19 protein-coding genes are annotated in these 19,767 nt (G+C 46.5%); 13 read left to right on the forward strand and 6 right to left on the reverse strand.

Annotation, left to right across the window (positions count from 1 at the left end; genetic code table 11):
- The first annotated feature begins 40 nt into the window (after positions 1–40).
- From CEF21_RS07735 to CEF21_RS07760, 6 genes are all read left to right on the forward strand, one after another.
- A complete protein-coding gene (locus CEF21_RS07735) occupies positions 41–1,600 on the forward strand; it encodes a fatty acid--CoA ligase (RefSeq protein WP_123914756.1) in 1,560 nt (519 codons plus the stop codon).
- Positions 1,601–1,618: 18 nt separating this feature from the next.
- Positions 1,619–2,767 (forward strand): acyl-CoA dehydrogenase family protein, encoded by a 1,149-nt coding sequence (locus CEF21_RS07740; protein WP_123914758.1) that lies wholly within the window; start codon positions 1,619–1,621, stop codon positions 2,765–2,767.
- Positions 2,768–2,783: 16 nt separating this feature from the next.
- Positions 2,784–3,659 carry a 3-hydroxyacyl-CoA dehydrogenase family protein gene (locus CEF21_RS07745; protein WP_481747640.1) on the forward strand — a complete coding sequence of 292 codons (876 nt, stop codon included), beginning with the start codon at positions 2,784–2,786 and terminating at the stop codon, positions 3,657–3,659.
- Positions 3,656–4,810: a thiolase family protein gene (locus CEF21_RS07750; RefSeq protein ID WP_123914760.1), complete on the forward strand. Its 1,155-nt coding sequence runs from the start codon at positions 3,656–3,658 to the stop codon at positions 4,808–4,810. The genes CEF21_RS07745 and CEF21_RS07750 overlap by 4 nt, the downstream gene beginning before the upstream one ends.
- A gap of 13 nt (positions 4,811–4,823) precedes the next feature.
- On the forward strand, positions 4,824–5,594 hold the full coding sequence (locus CEF21_RS07755; protein WP_123914762.1) for an enoyl-CoA hydratase: 771 nt from the start codon (positions 4,824–4,826) through the stop codon (positions 5,592–5,594).
- A gap of 211 nt (positions 5,595–5,805) precedes the next feature.
- A complete protein-coding gene (locus CEF21_RS07760; RefSeq protein WP_123914764.1) occupies positions 5,806–7,008 on the forward strand; it encodes a dicarboxylate/amino acid:cation symporter in 1,203 nt (400 codons plus the stop codon).
- A 375-nt stretch (positions 7,009–7,383) separates the two neighbouring features.
- Here the strand turns inward: CEF21_RS07760 and CEF21_RS07765 are convergent, their stop codons facing one another.
- A complete protein-coding gene (locus CEF21_RS07765; protein WP_123914766.1) occupies positions 7,384–7,569 on the reverse strand; it encodes a YhzD family protein in 186 nt (61 codons plus the stop codon).
- A 145-nt stretch (positions 7,570–7,714) separates the two neighbouring features.
- Here CEF21_RS07765 and CEF21_RS07770 point away from each other — a divergent pair, with 145 nt between their 5' ends.
- The gene (locus CEF21_RS07770) at positions 7,715–8,614 is read left to right on the forward strand and encodes an ABC transporter ATP-binding protein (RefSeq protein WP_123914768.1); all 900 of its coding nucleotides are present in this window, start codon (positions 7,715–7,717) and stop codon (positions 8,612–8,614) included.
- On the forward strand, positions 8,607–9,857 hold the full coding sequence (locus tag CEF21_RS07775; protein WP_123914770.1) for an ABC transporter permease: 1,251 nt from the start codon (positions 8,607–8,609) through the stop codon (positions 9,855–9,857). The genes CEF21_RS07770 and CEF21_RS07775 overlap by 8 nt, the downstream gene beginning before the upstream one ends.
- Positions 9,858–9,977: 120 nt before the next feature.
- On the opposite strand, the gene CEF21_RS07780 is transcribed toward CEF21_RS07775, so the two are convergent.
- The 5 genes from CEF21_RS07780 to CEF21_RS07800 form a co-directional block, all read right to left on the reverse strand.
- Positions 9,978–10,703, reverse strand: coding sequence for an ABC transporter permease (locus CEF21_RS07780; protein WP_123914772.1), 726 nt, complete (start codon positions 10,701–10,703; stop codon positions 9,978–9,980).
- 1 nt (position 10,704) lies between these two features.
- Complete coding sequence (locus CEF21_RS07785) at positions 10,705–11,559, reverse strand: ABC transporter ATP-binding protein (RefSeq protein ID WP_123914774.1); 855 nt, start codon at positions 11,557–11,559, stop codon at positions 10,705–10,707.
- Positions 11,560–11,579: 20 nt separating this feature from the next.
- On the reverse strand, positions 11,580–11,933 hold the full coding sequence (locus CEF21_RS07790) for a DUF2178 domain-containing protein (RefSeq protein WP_123914776.1): 354 nt from the start codon (positions 11,931–11,933) through the stop codon (positions 11,580–11,582).
- Positions 11,911–12,153 carry a helix-turn-helix transcriptional regulator gene (locus CEF21_RS07795; RefSeq protein WP_123914778.1) on the reverse strand — a complete coding sequence of 81 codons (243 nt, stop codon included), beginning with the start codon at positions 12,151–12,153 and terminating at the stop codon, positions 11,911–11,913. Before CEF21_RS07795 ends, CEF21_RS07790 begins: the two co-directional genes overlap by 23 nt.
- Before the next feature lie 249 nt (positions 12,154–12,402).
- Positions 12,403–12,732 carry a DUF3889 domain-containing protein gene (locus CEF21_RS07800; RefSeq protein ID WP_123914780.1) on the reverse strand — a complete coding sequence of 110 codons (330 nt, stop codon included), beginning with the start codon at positions 12,730–12,732 and terminating at the stop codon, positions 12,403–12,405.
- A 179-nt stretch (positions 12,733–12,911) separates the two neighbouring features.
- Here CEF21_RS07800 and CEF21_RS07805 point away from each other — a divergent pair, with 179 nt between their 5' ends.
- From CEF21_RS07805 to yhaM, 5 genes are all read left to right on the forward strand, one after another.
- The gene (locus CEF21_RS07805) at positions 12,912–13,118 is read left to right on the forward strand and encodes a hypothetical protein (protein WP_123914782.1); all 207 of its coding nucleotides are present in this window, start codon (positions 12,912–12,914) and stop codon (positions 13,116–13,118) included.
- Between the two features lie 166 nt (positions 13,119–13,284).
- Positions 13,285–14,109, forward strand: a complete 825-nt coding sequence (locus CEF21_RS07810; RefSeq protein WP_123914784.1) for a GNAT family N-acetyltransferase — start codon at positions 13,285–13,287, stop codon at positions 14,107–14,109.
- Positions 14,110–14,464: 355 nt separating this feature from the next.
- Positions 14,465–15,712: a metallophosphoesterase family protein gene (locus CEF21_RS07815; protein ID WP_123914786.1), complete on the forward strand. Its 1,248-nt coding sequence runs from the start codon at positions 14,465–14,467 to the stop codon at positions 15,710–15,712.
- Positions 15,709–18,723: an ATP-binding protein gene (locus CEF21_RS07820; protein WP_123914788.1), complete on the forward strand. Its 3,015-nt coding sequence runs from the start codon at positions 15,709–15,711 to the stop codon at positions 18,721–18,723. Before CEF21_RS07815 ends, CEF21_RS07820 begins: the two co-directional genes overlap by 4 nt.
- Before the next feature lie 62 nt (positions 18,724–18,785).
- Complete coding sequence (yhaM, locus tag CEF21_RS07825) at positions 18,786–19,730, forward strand: 3'-5' exoribonuclease YhaM (RefSeq protein WP_123914790.1); 945 nt, start codon at positions 18,786–18,788, stop codon at positions 19,728–19,730.
- Positions 19,731–19,767: the final 37 nt, after the last annotated feature.

The following is a 19,767-nucleotide window of genomic DNA, read 5'->3' on the forward strand; positions in this document are numbered from 1 at the left end:
AGGGAAAAATGAAAGCGATTCCAAATTTGGAGGGGATACCATGTATTCATCGATAGGGAAGCTTTTTGATTTAGCGGCGGACAAGGACAGGGACAAGGAAGCGCTGGCCGATGTTTCACGCGGGATAAGAAGGACGTTCAGCGAGTGGAAGACAGATGTGCACCAATGTGCAAATGCTTTGTTTGCGGCAGGGATAAGAAAGGGAGACCGTGTGTCTACGTTTCTTTTTAACTGTGCGGAGCTTGCGACGGTGTTCTTTGCCTGTGCCAAGATCGGAGCGGTGCTGAACCCGATTAATTTCCGCTTGAAATCACAGGAAGCGGCGTTCATCTTAACAGATTGTTCCCCGAAGCTCGTTCTGTTTGAAAAAGCGCTGGAAGCCGAGATCGATGCGCTGCATGAGCAGTTCCCCCATACGCTGTTCTGGTCGATTGATGCCGGTCAGCCTTCCTATGCATCCTATTACCGGGAAAAGGTCAAAGAAGCCCCTGCTTCTGAAGTGGAGGCGGATGTAAACGAGGATGACCTGTATGCCATTATGTATACAAGCGGGACGACCGGCCGGCCTAAAGGGGTGCTGCACAGACACCGAGATATGATTGATCAGGCGATGGTCTGTGCGATGGCGCTCAGACTGACTCCGAACGACTGCGGTCTTGTGGCAGCCCCAATGTTCCATTGTGCCGAACTTCATTGCAGTTTTTTACCGAGGGTACTGATTGGGGCTAAAAACGTCATTATCCACCATTTCGACCCGAAGCAAGTACTGGATGTGATCAAAAAGGATCAGATTACGATTATGTTCGGAGCCCCGACGATGTGGAATATGCTCCTGCAGGAAGATTTGAAAGCCGCGGATTTTTCAAGTATGCGTGTTGGCCTGTATGGTGCAGCTCCAATGGCACCGGTTCTTGTCAAAGCATTGAAAGAAACGGTGGGGATCGATTTTGTCCAGGCATACGGAATGACGGAAATGGGGCCGGCCGTGACGTTCCTGGCGGAGGATGAGCAGCTTTCGAAGGCCGGATCCGCCGGAAGAGTCTGCTTCGGACATGAGCTGATTATCGTCCGTCCCAATGAAGAAGGACCTTCTGAACCGGATGACCGGCTTGAACCTTATGAAGTGGGAGAAATTCTGGTCAAGGGCCCGTCCATTATGGCTGGTTATCATCAGCGCCCGGATGCAAGCGAAAAGGCCTTGTACAAGGGCTGGTATCATTCCGGTGATTTAGGCTACCTGGATAAGGACGGGTATTTATTTGTCGCGGACCGGCTTCATGACATGATTATCAGCGGCGGGGAGAATGTGTATCCGCGTGAGGTAGAGGATGCGCTTCATGAGCATGAAGGCGTTCTGGATGCGGCCGTTTTAGGAGAGCCCGACGATAAATGGGGCGAGACCGTGGTGGCATATATTGTGAAAAAGAATCCTGATCTGACAGAAGATGACCTGGAGGCTTTTTGCAAAAATGGAAGCCGTCTTGCAGCATACAAACGTCCGCGGAAATATATCTTCACCGATCAATTGCCAAGAAACGCCAGCGGAAAAATTCAGAAATTCATGCTTAGAGAACAGCTTGCAGCACACACAGAAGCATAACAGAAGGGATGGGAAACCATGACAGCAGCGACTTACGTGAAAGAAGAACATGCGATATTCAGAAGCTCTTTAAAAAAGTTTTTGCAGAAAGAAGCCGTCCCTTACTACAATCAATGGGAAAAAGACCGGATCATTCCAAGAGATTTTTGGATGAAGGCAGGCCGGGAGGGGTATCTCTGTCCATGGGTGGAGGAGGAATACGGCGGACTGAACGCGGATTTCGGGTACACCGTGATTTTAAATGAAGAAATGGAAAGAGTCGGTTCAAGCCTGATCGGATTTGGCCTCCACAGTGACATCACGGTTCCGTACATAAAGGAATATGGCACGCCGGAACAGAAACGGCGGTGGCTGCCCGGCTGTGTGACGGGGGATATCATTACCGCCATTGCGATGACGGAGCCGGGTGCGGGATCGGACCTGGCAGGAATTAAAACAACGGCAGTAAAAGAGGGCAATTCTTACAGGCTGAATGGGCAGAAAACGTTTATAACGAATGGCATTCATGCCGACCTTGTGATTGTGGTATGCAAAACGGATCCCCGTGCCGTTCCCGCGCACAAGGGCATCAGCCTGATCGCGGTGGAAAAAGATACGGTTGGTTTTCATAAAGGAAAGAAGCTGGACAAAGTCGGTCTCCATGCACAGGATACGGCTGAGCTTTACTTCGAAGATGCAATGGTGCCCGCTGAAAATCTCCTTGGGGAGGAAGGAAAAGGGTTCTATTACTTAATGGAAATGCTTCAGCAGGAGCGTCTGCTGGTAGGGATTTGCGCGCAGGCTTCGGCTGAAAAAATTCTGGAGCTCACTTCTGCTTATGTGAAAGAGCGGGAGGCTTTCGGAAAACCGATCAGCAAGCTTCAAACGATTCAGTTCCGTCTGGCAGAGATGGCAACAGAGGTTCAAATCGGCCGGTCTTTTCTAAATGAAGCGATCCAGGAGCACATGGACGGAAAAGATGCGGTGCAAAAGGTTTCCATGGCCAAGTGGTGGCTGACGGAAATGGCGAAGCGGATTGCGGCAGAAGGCATGCAGCTCCACGGAGGATATGGCTATATGGAAGAATATGAGGTGGCGAGAAGGTACCGTGATATTCCCGTTATGGCCATATATGCCGGGACGAATGAAATCATGAAATCGATTATTGCTAAAAAGATGGGATTATAGCGAGGGGGAGAAGGGAATGAGTCTGGCAAAGGTAGCGGTGATAGGAGCGGGATTGATGGGAAGCGGAATTGCCCAGTCTCTTGCCATGGGCGGGAAACGGGTTGCTCTCTATGATTCTTCTAAGGAATCTTTGAAAAAGGCGCAGGCTTCGATTGAGGAGAGCCTGCAGCGCTTCGTCAAGGCAGGAACGATGGATGCGGACGTCGTATTCACCGTGATGGAGCATATCCGCCCCGCACAGGATGTATGGTCAGCGGTTAAAGATGCAGATCTCGTCATCGAAGCGGTTCCGGAGGCCCTTTCTTTGAAAAAACTCGTTTTTGAAGAGCTGGACCGTCTTGCTCCCCCGGAAGCGATTCTGGCAACGAACACATCCGAATTGAGCGTAACCGCAATCGCGGCTGCTACAAGCCGGCCTGAAAAAGTGCTCGGCATGCACTGGTTCAACCCGGCGCCGGTGATGAAGCTGATTGAACTCGTTCAGGGAGAAGATACATCTCCTGAAACCATTGGGCTTGTAAAAGAATTCTCCCATGAAATCGGGAAGGAAACCGTTGTTGTGAAGGACCGCCAAGGCTTTGTAACAACAAGGGCCATTGCGGCCCATATGCTGGAGTGCATGCGCATGTATGAGGAAAATATTGCCGAAGCCAGGGATATTGATAAAGCCATTCGGTTGGGATTGAATTACCCGATGGGACCTCTGGAGCTCGCCGATCTTGTCGGTCTTGATACGATGCTGTTTGTAAGCGAGGGAATGGCATCCGCTTATGGAGACCGCTTTTTGCCGCCGCAGATTTTGCGGAAGCTTGTGGAAGCGGGCCACTATGGAAGGAAGACCGGAAGAGGGTTTTATCATTATACCGAACAGAGGGAGACGAGTAAGCAATGACAAGAGAAGCCGTCATCGTGGAAGCTGTAAGGACTCCTGCCGGAAGGAGAAAGGGGGTTTTCCGGGAAACGCATCCGGTGCACCTTGCCTCAGGGATCTTAAAGGAATTATCAAATCGGTCCGGGCTGGATCCCAGATGGATTGAAGACGTGGTGATGGGCTGTGTCAGCCCGATTGGAGAGCAGGGCCTGAATATCGGGCGGCTCGCCGCACTGGATGCAGGCTTTCCTGTGACGGTGCCGTCCGTTCAGCTGAACCGGATGTGCGGCTCCGGTCTTCAGGCCATTCAGTTCGCCTGTCAGGAAATTATGTCCGGGGACATGGACATCACAGTCGCCGCCGGAGTGGAAAGCATGACGAAGGTTCCGATTCTGAGCGATGGGAACGATGAGACGATTCCTGCTTCGCTGAAAGAGAAATATGAGTTTGTCCATCAGGGTGTGTCAGCAGAGCTTATAGCCGAAAAATACAGCCTGACACGGGTCGAACTGGACCGGTTCTCATTTGAAAGCCATCAGAAGGCGCTGGCCGCACAAAAAGAGGGCCGCTTTGCAAGGGAAATTCACGACATAGAGGGACTGGATCGTGAAGGGAATACCGTTTCGGTCACGAAGGATGAAGGTCCCCGTCCCGATACATCGCTTGAAGCACTGGCGGCACTAAAGCCCGTTTTCAAAGAAAATGGGGTCATCACGGCAGGGAACGCCAGTCAGATGAGCGATGGAGCGGCCGCTCTTCTGCTGATGGAAAAAAACAAGGCGCTTGAGCTCGGACTCAAGCCGAGGGCAAAAATCGTGGCCAATACAGTGGTCGGCTCCGATCCGGTTTTGATGCTGGACGGCGTGATTCCGGCGACCAGAAAGGTACTCGATAAAGCAGGTCTCTCGATGAAGGATATCGATCTTTTCGAAATCAACGAAGCTTTTGCACCGGTCGTATTAGCCTGGATGAAGGAATTGGGCCCGGACAGAGAGAAAGTGAATGTAAACGGAGGAGCGATCGCACTTGGCCATCCGCTCGGAGCGACAGGTGTCAAACTGATGACCACTTTGCTTCACGAACTTGAAAGAAGAAACGGCCGCTACGGACTGCTAACGATTTGTATAGGCCATGGAATGGCTGTCGCAACAATCATTGAACGACTAAACTAAAGGGGATGCAGCAATGAAAACAGTAAACGTATCGTATGAAGGACGGATTGCAAAAATTGAATTGAACAGACCGGATGTTTTGAATGCCATGGACAGCGAAATGCTGAGTGAACTTTTGGCCGCATTTAAGGAAGTCCGCGACAGTGAAGCAGATGTTCTGATTCTTACCGGAGCAGGGAGGGGCTTCTCATCTGGAGGAGATATTAAGTCCATGCTGTCGAATATGGATGAATCCGCTTTTTCCTCCGTCATGCACACTATTTCACAAATGATTGTCGAGCTGTACACGATGCCGAAACTCACAATCAGCGCGATTCACGGAGCGGCTGCAGGCCTTGGCTTCAGCCTTGCCCTTGCAACCGATCATGTTATGGCCCATGAGACGGCCATTCTGTCGATGAACTTTATCGGAATTGGCTTAATTCCGGACGGCGGCGGACATTTCTTCATGGAAAAACGCCTTGGTGAAACGAAAGCAAAACAGATGATCTGGGAAGGCAGAAGACTTTCTGCAGAAGAAGCGCGGGCGCATGGTCTCATTGATCAAATGGTATCCGGCGATTTAAGGGCGGCAGCAGAAGAGAAAATCTCGGAATGGCTGGAGAAACCGGTTGCGGCGATGATTGAAACGAAGCGGATCTACACGTCGAGAAGCGCGGGCCAGCTTGAGAAAATGCTTAGCCTGGAAACCTCGTCCCAGTATAAAATGAGACAGACAAGGGATCACAAAGAAGGCATCTCTTCGTTCCTGGAAAAGCGCCAGCCGCAGTTTTCAGGGAAGTAAAAGCTGTGCAAAGGCTCCATTCTTAATGAGTGGGGCTTTTTTTATGCTCTTTTTAAGAGGCTGGTGTTACTGACTTGGATAACGGACCGGCTACTCAGGAAATGATACGAAGGAGCACCACAAATTCCCTCAAGCAAAAAAGGGGACTCAGGCCCTTACTAGATGGTATGATCACAAAATGAATACTAAGTCGATAAGAAAGGTTGGTTTTATGAAGCTGTCCACTAAGATTTTAATTGGCCTGGTATCAGGAATTGCAGTAGGACTGCTGCTCAATCTCCTGTTTCCCAGTGCGGTCAAGCCGGTTGATACCTACTTCTTCTCACCGGTAGGCCAAGCATTTATCCGGATTATCCAGTTTATCGTCGTTCCGGTCGTTTTTGCTTCTCTAATTATAGGCTTAACCAGCTTAAAGGGTACTGGAAAGGTTGGTGCCTACACAGTCAAGCTCGTTCCGCTTTATATCGTAACGAGTATCATTGCGCTAGGCGCCGGACTGCTCGTCGCTGCCATCCTGAAACCGGGGGCCGGGGTCAGCGGCCTTCAGGGGGCTGAGGCAAAAGCCGAGAAGTCTCAAAGCATTCTGGAGTGGCTTGTCAGCATTGTCCCGATGAATCCTTTTGAAGCCCTCGCAGAAGCGAATCTTTTACAGGTTATTATTTCGGCTATTTTGATCGGTGCAGCTATAAACATGATCAGTGCAGAGAAAGGCAGACCTTTTGTTTCCTTTATTGAAAGCCTGTATGCCATTACAGAAAAAATTCTGCAAATCATCTTAAAGGCTGCACCTGTTGGAGTTTTTGCGCTAATCGCATCCGTCACAGCAACTCAGGGTCTGGACATTATTTCAAAGCTCGGACTCTATGTCATCGGGCTGCTTCTTGCTATTTTCCTGATGATCGGACTATACGCTCTGATTTTGCTGGCAGCAGGTGCAAGGCCGAAAGCCTTTTTCCAGAGCCTGTCTCCTGCATTTATTCTCGCGTTTGGGACAGCAAGCTCCAATGCTGCCCTGCCTGTTGCAATGGAAAATATTCAGGAACGCTACAAGATGAACAAAATGCTCGCAAGCTTCGCCCTCCCATTCGGGACAGCGGTCAAACGAGACGGAGCGGCCGTTTTTCAAGGGTTCAACGCCCTATTTGTTGCGCAGCTGTTTGATGTGGCCATCACGCCTTCTCTCATTGCTGCTGTATTCATCAGTGCTCTTCTCGTTTCATTCAGTACAGCGGGAGTACCCGGTGCCGGCATTATTATGATGACAACCGTGCTTGCCGCTGCCAATCTTCCCCTTGAAGCCATTGCCATGGTAGCAGGGGTTGACAGGCTGACAGACGGATTCCGAACCTCCCTGAATGTCATCGGCAATGCCGCGAATGCCGCGATTTTAAACAGGTGGGAAAAATCAGAATAAAGAACAGACATCGAATGAAAAAGAGGCTGGTACAGAAGTATTTAAGCCCAAGATAAACCCGAACAATTAGGCGGGAGGTTCGTGAATCGATCGCCTTATCGTTCGGGTTTTGTTTGTATTTTCTGTACATTTTACATGTTTTAAAACGAGTGGAATGAAGCGGAAGCACTCGACTCCTGCGGGATGCAGAGGAAAGGATGAGACCCCGCAGGCTCATCTTCCTCCCCGCGGAAAGCGAGTGTCTGGAGCGTAATGGAACGGCTTACCTGATGATAAAACCAAGAAAGGTATTCTATGCCAACGGGCAGAAGAATCGAACTAGGATTCGTTTTTGTGGATCATTCATCTTGTTATGTCCCGGCCCCGTTCCTGTTTCTACCGTTCAAATAACACCATTTTACCGCCGGCGTTCACACAGCGGTGCGTTTTCTTTGTATAATTTTTTTCCTCAAGTTTTTGATAGCCGAGATCCTTTGCTTCCTGATCGTTCGCTGCTTCAAAGCTTTCGTCCAGCAGCTTTTCTCCGTTTTTTTCAAATACGGTTAAGTAGTACATCCCCATTGCTGCATCTCCTTTGTGTTTTAGTCTATTACTATTTCGGAAACAGCCTGCAAAAATCCTTCTTCTAACTTTGGAATCAATGGATTAAGATGAAAATGAAACTTATTTCCAATTGCTTCGTAATACAGGTGAAGGAGGGATTCGAATGGCTTTACTTATAAAAGGAGTAACGAAGAATTTTGGCACTCATACCGCTGTGAATAACTTGACTCTCAATATACCGGAAAAAGAAATTTTCGGCTTTTTAGGAGCGAATGGAGCAGGGAAAACAACAACGTTCCGGATGGTTTTAGGTCTCTTGAATCAAAGTGCAGGTGAAATCAGCTGGCAGGGCGATCCGATTACTTACAAAACAACGGACCAGATCGGCTATTTGCCGGAAGAAAGAGGTCTTTACCCAAAGCTGAAGGTAAAAGATCAGCTCGTTTATTTAGCTAAATTAAAAGGGATGCACAGGCACGAATCGGAAAAAGAACTGATACGCTGGCTTGACCGATTTAAAGTGCCCGAATATTTAAATAAGAGAGTAGAGGAACTATCAAAGGGCAATCAGCAGAAAATCCAGTTTATTACCGCGGTTCTTCATAAGCCGAAGCTGCTGATCCTCGATGAGCCGTTTTCTGGTCTTGATCCGGTCAATGTCGAGCTATTAAAAGAAGCGGTTGAAGAATTAAGACAGCAGGGAACATCAATTGTTTTTTCCAGCCACAGAATGGAGCATGTGGAGGAACTGTGCAATCATTTATGCATCATGCATAAAGGGAAGCCGGTTGTCCATGGAGGCTTAAAGGAGATCAAACGGTCCTTCGGGAAGAAAAACGTCAACATCCATGCGGATTTTGATTTAACGTTTCTCGGTGAACTGCCCGGAGTTGTCAAGCATAAGAAAACATCGGAGGGAATCAGGCTGCAGGTGACCGGCGAAGAAATTTCCCAGGACATACTGGCTTCCATTCAAAATAAGGGGTTTATCCGCAAATTTGTTCTCGAAGAGCCATCCCTGAACGATATTTTCATTGAGAAGGTAGGTGCCTCCTATGCGTAAATTCTGGGTTGTGATGATGTTTACATACTTGAACAAAATCAAATCTAAATCATTCCTGATTACAACGGGAATTTCGCTGTTGCTCATTTTGGGGATTTCCAATCTGCAAAGTGTAATGGAAATCTTCAATAAAAATGAACCGAAACAAATAGCGGTGATTGATGAAACAGGGAAGCTGTTTGAACCATTCCGCCAAAATGCAGAAGCACTTGATCAAGATCTGGAGATAAAGCCGTCTTCTGAAAAGGAAGCCGCTCTTAAAAAGCAGGTACTCGACGGAAAGCTTGATGCTTATGTGGTGCTGAAAAGTGATGAAGAAGGCTTGCCGGAGGGGACGTTTTATGCAGAATCAGTCGTTGATTCCGGATTCGCCTACAGTCTTGATCAGTCGCTTCAGCAGACGAAAGTTGCGGTAGGAACAGAAAAGCTCGGTGTGGATGCTGCCCGGATTTCAAAGCTTCTGGCACCGGTAGAGATGGAAAGAATCGCCCTTCAGGAAAACGCAAAGTCTGAGGAAGAATTGAATCAGGCGCGGGGGCTCGTATATGTGATGCTGTTTGTCATTTATTTCTCTGTCATTACGTATGCCAGCATGATTGCCATGGAGGTAGCGACCGAAAAATCTTCACGAGTGATGGAAATACTGATTTCAAGCATCTCGCCGATTCAGCAGATGTTCGCAAAAATACTAGGGATTGCTCTCGTCAGTTTAACCCAGCTTGCAATCATGATCGGTGTCGGATTCTTAGCTGTCAAAGATAAAATGGCTCAGATTGATGCGATGAGCGGCGGTGTGATGGGAATTTCCAATACGTCTCCTGCTACCATCGCGTATTGCGTCATTTTCTTCCTTCTCGGCTATTTCCTTTTTGCCACACTGGCTGCGTTCCTTGGCTCGCTTGTCAGCAGAATCGAAGACGTTCAGCAGATGATTACCCCAATGATATTAATTGTCGTCGCGGGCTTTCTGATTGCCATGTTCAATCTTGGCAACCCCGATAATACGTTCGTAACGGTTACATCCTTTATTCCATTCTTTGCTCCGATGATCATGTTCCTGAGAGTGGGGATGCTGGATGTTCCGTTCTGGCAGGTGGGGCTGTCCATCTTTATTCTGGCCGCGTCCATTTATCTGCTTGCTTATTTCGGTTCCCGTGTATACAAAGGCGGGGTGCTCATGTATGGAAGCTCAAGCTCGCTGAAGGATATCAAGAAAGCGATTAGCATCGGGAAAGACCATTAACGGAAGGGGCATGCTTTGTTGAATGAAGGACAATGCATGCCCCTTAAAAGGTCAAGGCCACACTTCGAAAGATTTTCTGCTGCTGTATGTGAAGACTATGTTACGGAATGAACATACTCCTTATCCTTCTATTCTTCCGCTCTTTCTAAGGACAACTGCAAATAAAACGATGAAAGTAAGAAGGCCTATCGTATATTGCAGGGGAGAGAGTGGATTTGACCCGACCATGATTGGAAAGAAATAACCAGGGAAATTCTCAATCAACTCTGAAAGGAATTTGTTTTCGATCAAACCCTTGGCATTGGCCAAGGCATTAGGGAAAAACAACATAGTGGCTGTTAAGATTCCATAAACCGCACCACTGCGAAGGCCATATAAGAACAGAAGGTAGCCAAATAAGAAATATGCCATTACCAAGAGTAAGATATTCACAGAGAACCCGGCCAAAAAAGAGATTTTTAAGTCACCTGGAACACCAAGTAATTTCGTCATTAGAAGCAGAACAATACCTGTCATTGTGTAAAGTAAACCGATTGAAAGAGCGATGAAACCATTAGCCAAGACATAGTTTCTTCTATTCTGCACTAAGTTATTAATAAGAGAAATCGTTTTTGCCGAGTAATCTCTATTGATAAAGGACAGCGGCATTAAGACGGCAGCAAGCATTCCTAACATACAATAAAAATTAGAAACATGTTTGATGGTAAAGGGCTTATTTCCGTTTAGGATAAAGGAAGTCATAACGATAGCAGGCACACAAGCAGCAATCAAGCCAGCAAACAGATAACCGCTCTTAATCAAATCTTTCAGGTTATGAATCACATATCTGTTAATACGAAGTATCACTTTATTCACCTCTCGCTTTGTTCATATATATACTGCGGAGGGTTTTCTTCTCCGCAGTAAAATCAATGAGCTGAATGCCAAGCAGATTGATCATTTCGAAAATCTCAGCGTTTTCAGCAGCAGTCTCAATCTGAATATCCTTGTCCCCTAAGCGGATCAAGTCCCCAAAGTGTTGTTTTGAAGCAAATGCAGTTACATCAGCCGAATGATTGAAGACTAGCGTAACTGTTCTTTTTTGCTCAGCTTTTAATAAACTCTGTTCCTCAGTAATTTTTCCATTTTCTAAAAATAAAACCCGATTACAAATTTCTTCAATATCCTCTAATTTATGGCTGGAAATTAAAATACCGACATTTCGTTCATCAGCCATTCTTCTCAATTCCTGCAAAACCTCAAAAGACGTTTCCACATCCATGCCGTTAGTAGGTTCATCCAAGATGATGTAGCTTGGATGGTTTAGCAGGCTAATAACAATCCCTAACTTCTGCCTCATTCCAAGGGAATATTCTTTCACCTTTTTATGCAGCACATCAAATAGATCCAAGTTTCGTAAGAGCCCTTCATATTCGTTTAATTTGAACGTGTTCCCGTATATTTCTGTAAAATAAGTTAGGTGAAATAGTCCCGTCTTATTACGAAATAGTTTTGGTTCTTCAATTAAGTATCCGACTTGATGATTATCGAAAACGGAACCATCATAAGATTGAATCGTTTGCGCTAAAATTTTCATCAACGTACTTTTGCCTGCGCCGTTTCTCCCGATAAGACCCACGATTTCTCCTTGATTGAAATGAAAAGAGAGATCTTTTAAAACGACAGAGTTCCTATACTGCTTAGTGATTGATTTTACAAGCATTCCCAATCCCCCGTTTAGCGTTAGTTTAAAAAATCCCTCTTATATCTAACTGCAAGGTATACACCTGCAGCAATGAATGCAATGGAATATTTAAATAAAAAGAAAATCTGCCACAAATAATCTTTCGGGAAGATCAAATCGCATAAAACAATGCCGCCTAACATGATGAAAGCACTTTTAAGATAGATTTGATTGGTTCTTTCGTCACCTTTCCCTATTTTATTTTGGTAGATGAATATGAGCACCGCTCCTGCAAAAACAAGTACCAAACCTGCTATAATCAGCATGTTTGAATGACCATTTGATTGTTCTGCCCATGCTTTTAATGGTGAAAAAAGTGCATTTGTTAGATTATCTGGCTTCATCTGAATCATTCCCTTTCTCATAAGTGAAAATTTCATTTACATCTGCATTGAAAAATTGAGCTATTCGAAAAGCTAACAGCAAGGTTGGAACATAGTTTCCTTTTTCCATTATGAAGATGGTTTGTTTTGAAACCCCAACGCGCTCTGCTAATTCTTGTTGAGACAATCTGGCGAGCACACGATATTCATAGACTTTATTTGATATCGTATCTCCAAAATCTTTCTTCATAACTCATCACCTCTTGAATAAAATATAAACTAATTATTTATAAAAGTAAAGTAAACTTATACAAATAAACAAAATAGATTTATTTTTAATTAAATTACTTTGACTATATCTAGAATAATCCAGAAACGGATTCCTGAGCCCCATTAGGATCATCTATCAGTAAAATCCACAATTAAACAAAAAATCCCCTTGAAAAAAGCGTCAAGGGGATTTCTTCTCTTCAAGACCTGTCACACAGTCCTTTTAAGCTTATTTCATTTCATGCACTTGCACAGAGTGAACCTTTTTGGTGCCCGTTTTGTAATGAATAACCACGATCACCTGAATGGTTTTTTGCCCTTCAGCAAGTGTCAGATGATATTGTTTCAGTGACTGGTCCTTTTTGGTCTGTTCAAATATTAGCTTCACCATCATGACCTGGCTTAAAGGATACACTTTAACCGCTTCTTTTTTTGCTCTGGCTGTGAAATCGGGTGTTTTGGCCGCCTCTGCCGAATGAATGGAAAATGAAACCTTTTCTGCATTCCATCCGTATAAAAGGACAAGGGAAGCGAATAGAGCAATCCACCACTTTTTCATTTTTCATCACCTTCCTGCCGGATAGTCTTCCCGGATAGCAGGTACCTATTCTTTAAGAAAAGGCTATGTTAAAGCATAATGTTGATTTTTAACACCTGTTGATTGCAGCGGAAGCCTGCTAGCTGCAATCAACAGCCAAGTTTAACAGAGACTAAGAAAAATGGACTGGGGGTATTCACATGGAATGGATTGGCATTGGGTTTGTCATTGTTTTATTTTTTCTAATCGTAAAAGCGGTAAGCGGACAGCCAAAAAGAAAAGGCACTGAAAGTCATTCAGGATTTCCTTTCTTTTATTCCGGAGATTCCTCACCAGACTGTTCTTCAGACGGCGGCGGATTTGACGGAGGGTGCGGAGATGGAGGCGGAGGAGGAGGAGGCGATTGATGCCTCTTCTTTTTTTGTTTTTCCGCTGAGGTGAAACCCTGCATGCGGAGAGGAAGCAGTAAAACCGAGTTTGATCGTAAATGATTGTTTATAAACGGTATTTGCTGGAAAAAGGAATTTGCGGGGCACATCGAGAATCCCTTTAACAGATATGAGGAGGGATATAATGCTGACAAAAGACCAGTTATCCGAGATTAGGGATCTTCAGGATGAATGTGAAGCGGAGGATGGAATCCGCCTTAAACTCAATTGGGATATGCTTGAACGGCGGCAGGATGGCATAAAGCAGGATTTTCTCGTTTACGATTCAAATGAATTAGCCGGCTTTATCGGGCTGTATGGATTCGGAAATAAAGCGGAATTGTGCGGGATGGTAAAGCCTGAGTACCGGAGAAAAGGATTATTCTCTTCCATGCTGAATGAGGCATGGGAGGAGGCTCGGAAGCAGGGATTTCATAAAATTCTTTTAAATGCCCCTTCCAGCTCTGAATCCGCTAAAAAATTCCTTGCCTCGCTTCAGGCCGTTTACGTTTTTTCGGAGCATCAAATGAAATGGGAAGGCGGCCCGCTTACGCCATCAGATGACGTCACACTCCGGTTATCCACCGATCAGGACATCCCATTTGAAACCGGGCTTGAGATCGATTGCTTTGGTTTTACTCCTATCGAAGCGGACATGTATGTGAATCGGGTGAAGCTGGAGAATAGGGAGCAATTTTTCATCATTGAATTCAAGGGCGAAGCAGTTGGAAAGGTCAGGTTAGCAGAAGAGAAGGAAAAAGAATCATGGATTTATGGATTTGCCGTCTCACCAAAGCATCAAAAAAAGGGGATCGGCCGCCAAACTCTGCACCGCATTCTGTCAGAAGAAACCTCAAAAGGCCGTTCTGTCTTTCTCGAAGTGGAAGCGAAAAATTTACATGCATTGAAACTGTATGAATCCGTCGGTTTTAAAGCTTATGATGCACAGGATTATTATCTGCTGCGATAGAATCTAAAATGAATGAAAGCCTGATGTTGATTTTTAGCAGCTGCTGATTGGAGAGGAAAGCGGGCGCCTGCTAACAGCAATCAACAGCCAAGGTGAACAGAGCTAAATTGACAGATAAGATGAATGGCAGTTACAGATGACTCCGGTATAGGGCCGGGGTCATTTTTGAGCTTGGAAGAATCAAGCTCAGCAAAAGACAGCCTGACCGGACACCGGGACACTTGCTAGGAAAAAGTATTTTGCCGCAGAAAGCAGCGGCTGTAAAGCTTCTGTTTTTCAACTTTTATCCAGAACGTGCATTCGCTTATCCGTGATGCTAAAATAGAAGGAAAGGCTTTAGAAAGCAGGGATTGCCATGCCATCGATAAAGTTTGTTCATGCAGCGGACTTGCATCTTGATAGTCCGTTTAAAGGGCTTCAGCATCTTCCTGAAAACATCCTGAACCGTCTGAAAGAAAGTACGTTTGCGAGCTTTTCGAATCTGGTTTCCTATACAATCAGGGAAAAAGCAGATTTTCTCCTTTTAGCGGGGGATTTGTTCGATGAAGATAACCGGAGCCTGAAAGCACAATTAAAGCTGAAAAGAGAGTTTGAGAAGCTGAACCGGGCCGGAATTGCCGTATATGCGATCCATGGAAACCATGACCATCTTGGCGGGGAGTGGCTTCACGTCGAATGGCCCGAAAATGTCCGCGTATTCAGTCATGAAAAAGTGGAATGCCTTCCCTTTTATAAGCAGGGAAAATTGGCAGCGCATCTATACGGATACAGCTACCCAGAACGTTCCGTTGCAGCAAATATGACACAGCACTACATAAAACAGCCCGGCGCTCCGTTCCATATCGGATTGCTTCACGGGTCCCTCGAGGGCGGAACAGAAGAACACGATGTATACAGCCCATTCACAATCAGGGAGCTGGAGGCAGCTGGATTTGATTATTGGGCGCTTGGACATATCCACAAACGGGAGGTTCTTCCTTCCGATGAAACAGTCATCATTTACCCGGGGAACCTTCAGGGCAGACACCGAAAAGAAACGGGGAGGAAAGGCTGTTACTCGGTCACTCTGAATGAATCAGGGGCAAGCGCTGAGTTTGCGCCTCTTCAGGACATCATGTGGGAGGAATCAGCCGTCAATCTTGAAGGGATCGAATCAATTGACCAGGTGATGAACCTCATTAGAGAAGAAAAAGAAACCGTTCGCGGATTAGGTGTTCCTGTCGTTTTGACAGTGGTTTTATCTGGAAAAACCGATCTTGCCGCGGACTTGAAAAATGCGGAGGTCATAAAGGATTTGCTTGGGGCTCTTAACGAGGAAGAAGAAGAGCGCAGTGATTTTGTATGGCTGGGCAAAATGGCGGATTATACGCTGCTGCAGGCTGATAAGGAGCGGCTTAAACTCGATTCCGTTTTTTACAGAGATTTTTTCAATGTAACCGAGCAATACAGTTCATTCAGGGAAGCCGCAGCTCCGCTGTACGGACATGCAGCCATTCGAAAGCATCTTGGGCATTTCTCCGAAGAAGAGCAGCAGGACATGATTCGTGAAGCCGAGGCACTCGTTTTGGCGGAACTGCTCAGAGGGGAGGGGGCTCGTAAATGAAAATCCGCGAACTGATCATTTATGGATACGGCCAATTCACCAGACGGCACATCGTGCTTGAGGATGCTCCCGCCTCCCTGTTTTTTGGACAAAATGAAGCGGGCAAATCCACCATTATGTCCTTTATACATAGTATTCTTTTCGGTCTCCCTCATAAACAGCAGGCTGACAGCAAATATGAACCGAAAAACGGGGAAGTATTCGGAGGGGCCATTGTAGCTGAGATAAACGGGGCAGGCATCGTAAAAATTGAACGGGTGCGCGGAAAAGCCGGCGGAGAAGCCATCATTAGCCTTCCGGGGGGGAGAATGGCTGGAGAAGCCCTGCTTCGGGAATGGACAGGAGGAGTCGACAAATCCTTCTTCCAATCTGTTTTTTCTTTTGATCTTCACGGCCTTCAGCAGATTGAACGGCTGAGCGAAGAGGAAATCGGAAAATTTTTATATGTGACAAGCATGGTTGGTACGGATGCCATTTATAAGCTTGAACAGAAGCTTGGAAAAGAGCAGGACCGTTTGTTTAAACCGAATGGGAAAAAGCCTGAACTGAATGAAAAGCTTGCCAGGCTCAAACGGGCTGACGAGATGGTGAAGGATTCTGCCCGGCGAGCCGGCAGCTATCAGCCGCCGCTAAGGGAAAAAGCAGAAGCGGATGAGGAAATCCGTAATCTGGAATCCCAATTAATGAAACGGAGAAAAGAACAGTCTTATTTAAACAAGGCTGTTTCACTCGTGCCCCTGTTAACCGAGGAAAAGGCGCTGAACTTAGAACTTAGCCTTTTACCGGATACAAGCCATTTTCCTGCGGATGGAATCAGTCGCCTTGAACGGCTTCTCTCTGAGCTTGACCCTTTGAAAGTCCAAACTTCACGGATGGAAGAACAGCTTCGTGTGCTAAAAGAAAAAGCGGCCGCACTCATACCGGACAAGTCCATCCTTGAAAGTGAGAAGCAGATTCAGGAACTGAAAGAAAGTGCAGGCTCCTATCAGTCTGCCGTGAAGGAAATAAGGGAACTAAAAAGATCGATCAGCCTGATGGACGACGAGCTATCCGCTCTTTCAGGCCAGGTTTACGAGTCGGCTCCCAGTCCTGAACAATTTTTAAAGATGGATACAACGTTAAAAATGAAACATACCATCAGCGAGATGGACGAAAAGGCGAGAACTCTCTCCATTCAAAAGACACAGCTGGATGAGCAGTTTGACCGCGCGAAAGAAGCGCTGGATTTGAGCGAGTCCCGTTTCACTGCCCTGCTTGAAAAGGCGATGAGCACGGAGGAACGGGCTGACTTGGAACGGGAGCTTGCTGCTCTTCAAGAAGCGGGAACAAAACAGGACGCCGGCAAGCTGAGGCAGGAACTGGATAAGGTTTCGTCCGAATTGGAAAGACATAAAAAAAGCGCAAGCGCGAATCAAAAAAGCCGGATGGCCGGATTTATGCTCCTCTTTCTAATTGCAGCTGCAGGTGTGATTTGGTCATTCAGCCAGCAGCAATGGGTGCTTGCGTCCATTCTCATTGTCATCCTTGCAGCGGGCGGCCTGTTTTTCAGGAATTGGAAAGCAGGCAGTGATCCGCTTGCCCTGCATTTGGAGGAAAGGAAGCGAAGTCTCACCGAAGAGCTCAGGAAGCATACAGAACCGTCTGCGGCTCATGTCCAAAGGGCAGAGGAGCTGAAAGGCCTTCTTTGGAAAGACGAGCAGATGAAACAGATGGCCGACCTGGAAAAGCTCCGCGGCGAACAGGAGGAGCGTGCCTGCGACCGGATCATTGCCAAATATGAAGAATGGGAGAAGACCCGTTTTCAGCTGAATGAATGGCTGATGCCTGTTCTAAATTCTTTTTACTTAAACAAAGAAACCACGGCATCCACTCTGATGCAATCCTTTCAATTGATTGAACAATATAAAGCGAAGCTGCTGGAAAAGCAAAAGAAGGAAGAACAAATGAAACGGCTTCTTTCCGAAACGGCCCTTTTTGAGGAAAAGGCAGAGCGGATAGTCAACGGGACCGGCATGAGCGGTGACTCGCTTCTCCAGCAAATCGATCAGGTTTCAGCTGCATTGAGGCATGAAGAAGAGAAGAAAAGAGCGCTTGAAGAAATCGGGCGCAGGATGACAGAGCTTACCGAAGAATACGAGGAACAGGCTCTTCTAATGAGAACGAAAAATGAAGCCATCCGCCATCTTCTGGACATTTCAAAGGTACAAGATGAAGAAGCGTTTCGGCAGATGGCCCTGCATCATCAGAAAAGAGAAGCAATCAATCAACAGCTGACTTGGATCTCCAGACAGCTGCAATCGAGTGAAATTGCACAAAGTATGGCGGGAAAAGAGTGGAACTCTCTAGAAGATGACTTAGCTGAAGCCGTTTTGGAAGCAGAAGGCTTAGAAAAGCGCCTTAAGACCCGGCAGGAAGACGCAGCCATGCTGCAGGCCAGGCTCGAAGCACTGGAAGCAGACGGGAGCCTTTCTGAACATTTGCATGAATACGAATTGCAAAAGGAGGAAGCGAGGGCAACGGCAAAAGAATGGATGGTCCAGACGCTTGCAAAAGACTTCCTGCTTCGTACGATTGATTATCACAGAACGGTGAGGATGCCCAAACTGCTTGAACAGACCGTTCATTTCTTTGCCAGATTGACAGAAGGAAGGTACGTGAACGTTTATCTGCCTGACCGCGAGCAGACGTTTATCGCCGAAAGGGCGGACGGACAGAGATTTAAAGCGGGGGAGCTGAGCCAGGCTACGTCCGAGCAGCTGTATTTGTCCCTAAGGCTTGCCCTCGTTTCAACGATGAATGAATCACTGAACATGCCGGTTTTAATCGATGACGGGTTTGTCCATTTTGATGCAGGGCGGACAACAAAGATGCTCGATATTCTAAAGGACATTTCTTCAGAGCAGCAGGTACTCGTCTTCACATGCCAGGCCCATCTCGCCAGTCAGTTCCATGGCCCCGTCACCGTCTTAGAACGGAAAGAAGTGGCAAACGGGCACACACAAACCGTATAGAAAAGCTGTCCTTTAAAGGTTGTGTTATACTTATTCACAGATAAATACAGGGAGGAATCAGCATGTCTAAAGGAGTTATGCATTTTGATGTAGGGGAGCAGGTTGATCTTTATCTGCTCATCAAATCATCCACGAAAGGGGTAGCAAGCAACGGAAAGCCCTTTTTGACCCTCATCCTCCAGGATCAGAGCGGGGAAATCGAAGCGAAGCTGTGGGATGCAAGCCAGGGAGATGAGCAAACCTACAGTGCTCAGGGAATTGTAAAAATCGCAGGGGATATTCATCATTACAGAGGAAGAAATCAGCTGAAAATCAAAAACATCCGTCCGCTGAATGACCATGAATCTTTTGATGTCGGGGACTTTCTGGAAACCGCTCCGCTGAAAAAGGACGAGATGATGAATACCATTACCCAATACATTTTTGAAATGAAAAACCCGAACATCCAGAGAATCACGAGGCACTTAGTGAAGCAGCATCAGCAGGAGCTTCTGGAGTATCCGGCTGCAACGAAAAACCATCATGAATTTGTTTCCGGACTCGCCTATCACGTGGTTTCTATGCTGAATCTGGCTAAGTCAATCGCCGCCCTCTATCCGTCGCTTGACACAGACCTTCTTTATGCGGGAGTCATTCTGCATGACTTAGGGAAAGTAACCGAACTGAGCGGACCGGTCAGTACAACTTACACGGTAGAAGGTAATCTGCTTGGCCATATTTCCATTATGGTGAATGAAGTCGCACAGGCTGCGAAAGAGCTGGGCATTGATTCAGAAGAAGTGGTCATTTTACAGCATCTCATTCTGTCTCATCACGGCAAAGCAGAATGGGGAAGTCCAAAGCCGCCGATGATTAAAGAAGCAGAGATCCTTCATTATATTGATAACCTGGATGCCAAAATGAATATGCTCGACCGTGCCCTGGAACGGGTGAAGCCGGGTGAGTTTTCAGAACGGGTTTTTGCGCTGGAAAACCGCTCCTTCTACAAGCCGGTTTTTCATAACTAGCATATTGGTTCCTCCTTCTGCATAAGCATGAGGTAAA

This window comes from Bacillus sp. FJAT-42376 (genome assembly GCF_003816055.1).
Taxonomy (GTDB): Bacteria; Bacillota; Bacilli; order Bacillales; family Bacillaceae; genus Metabacillus_B.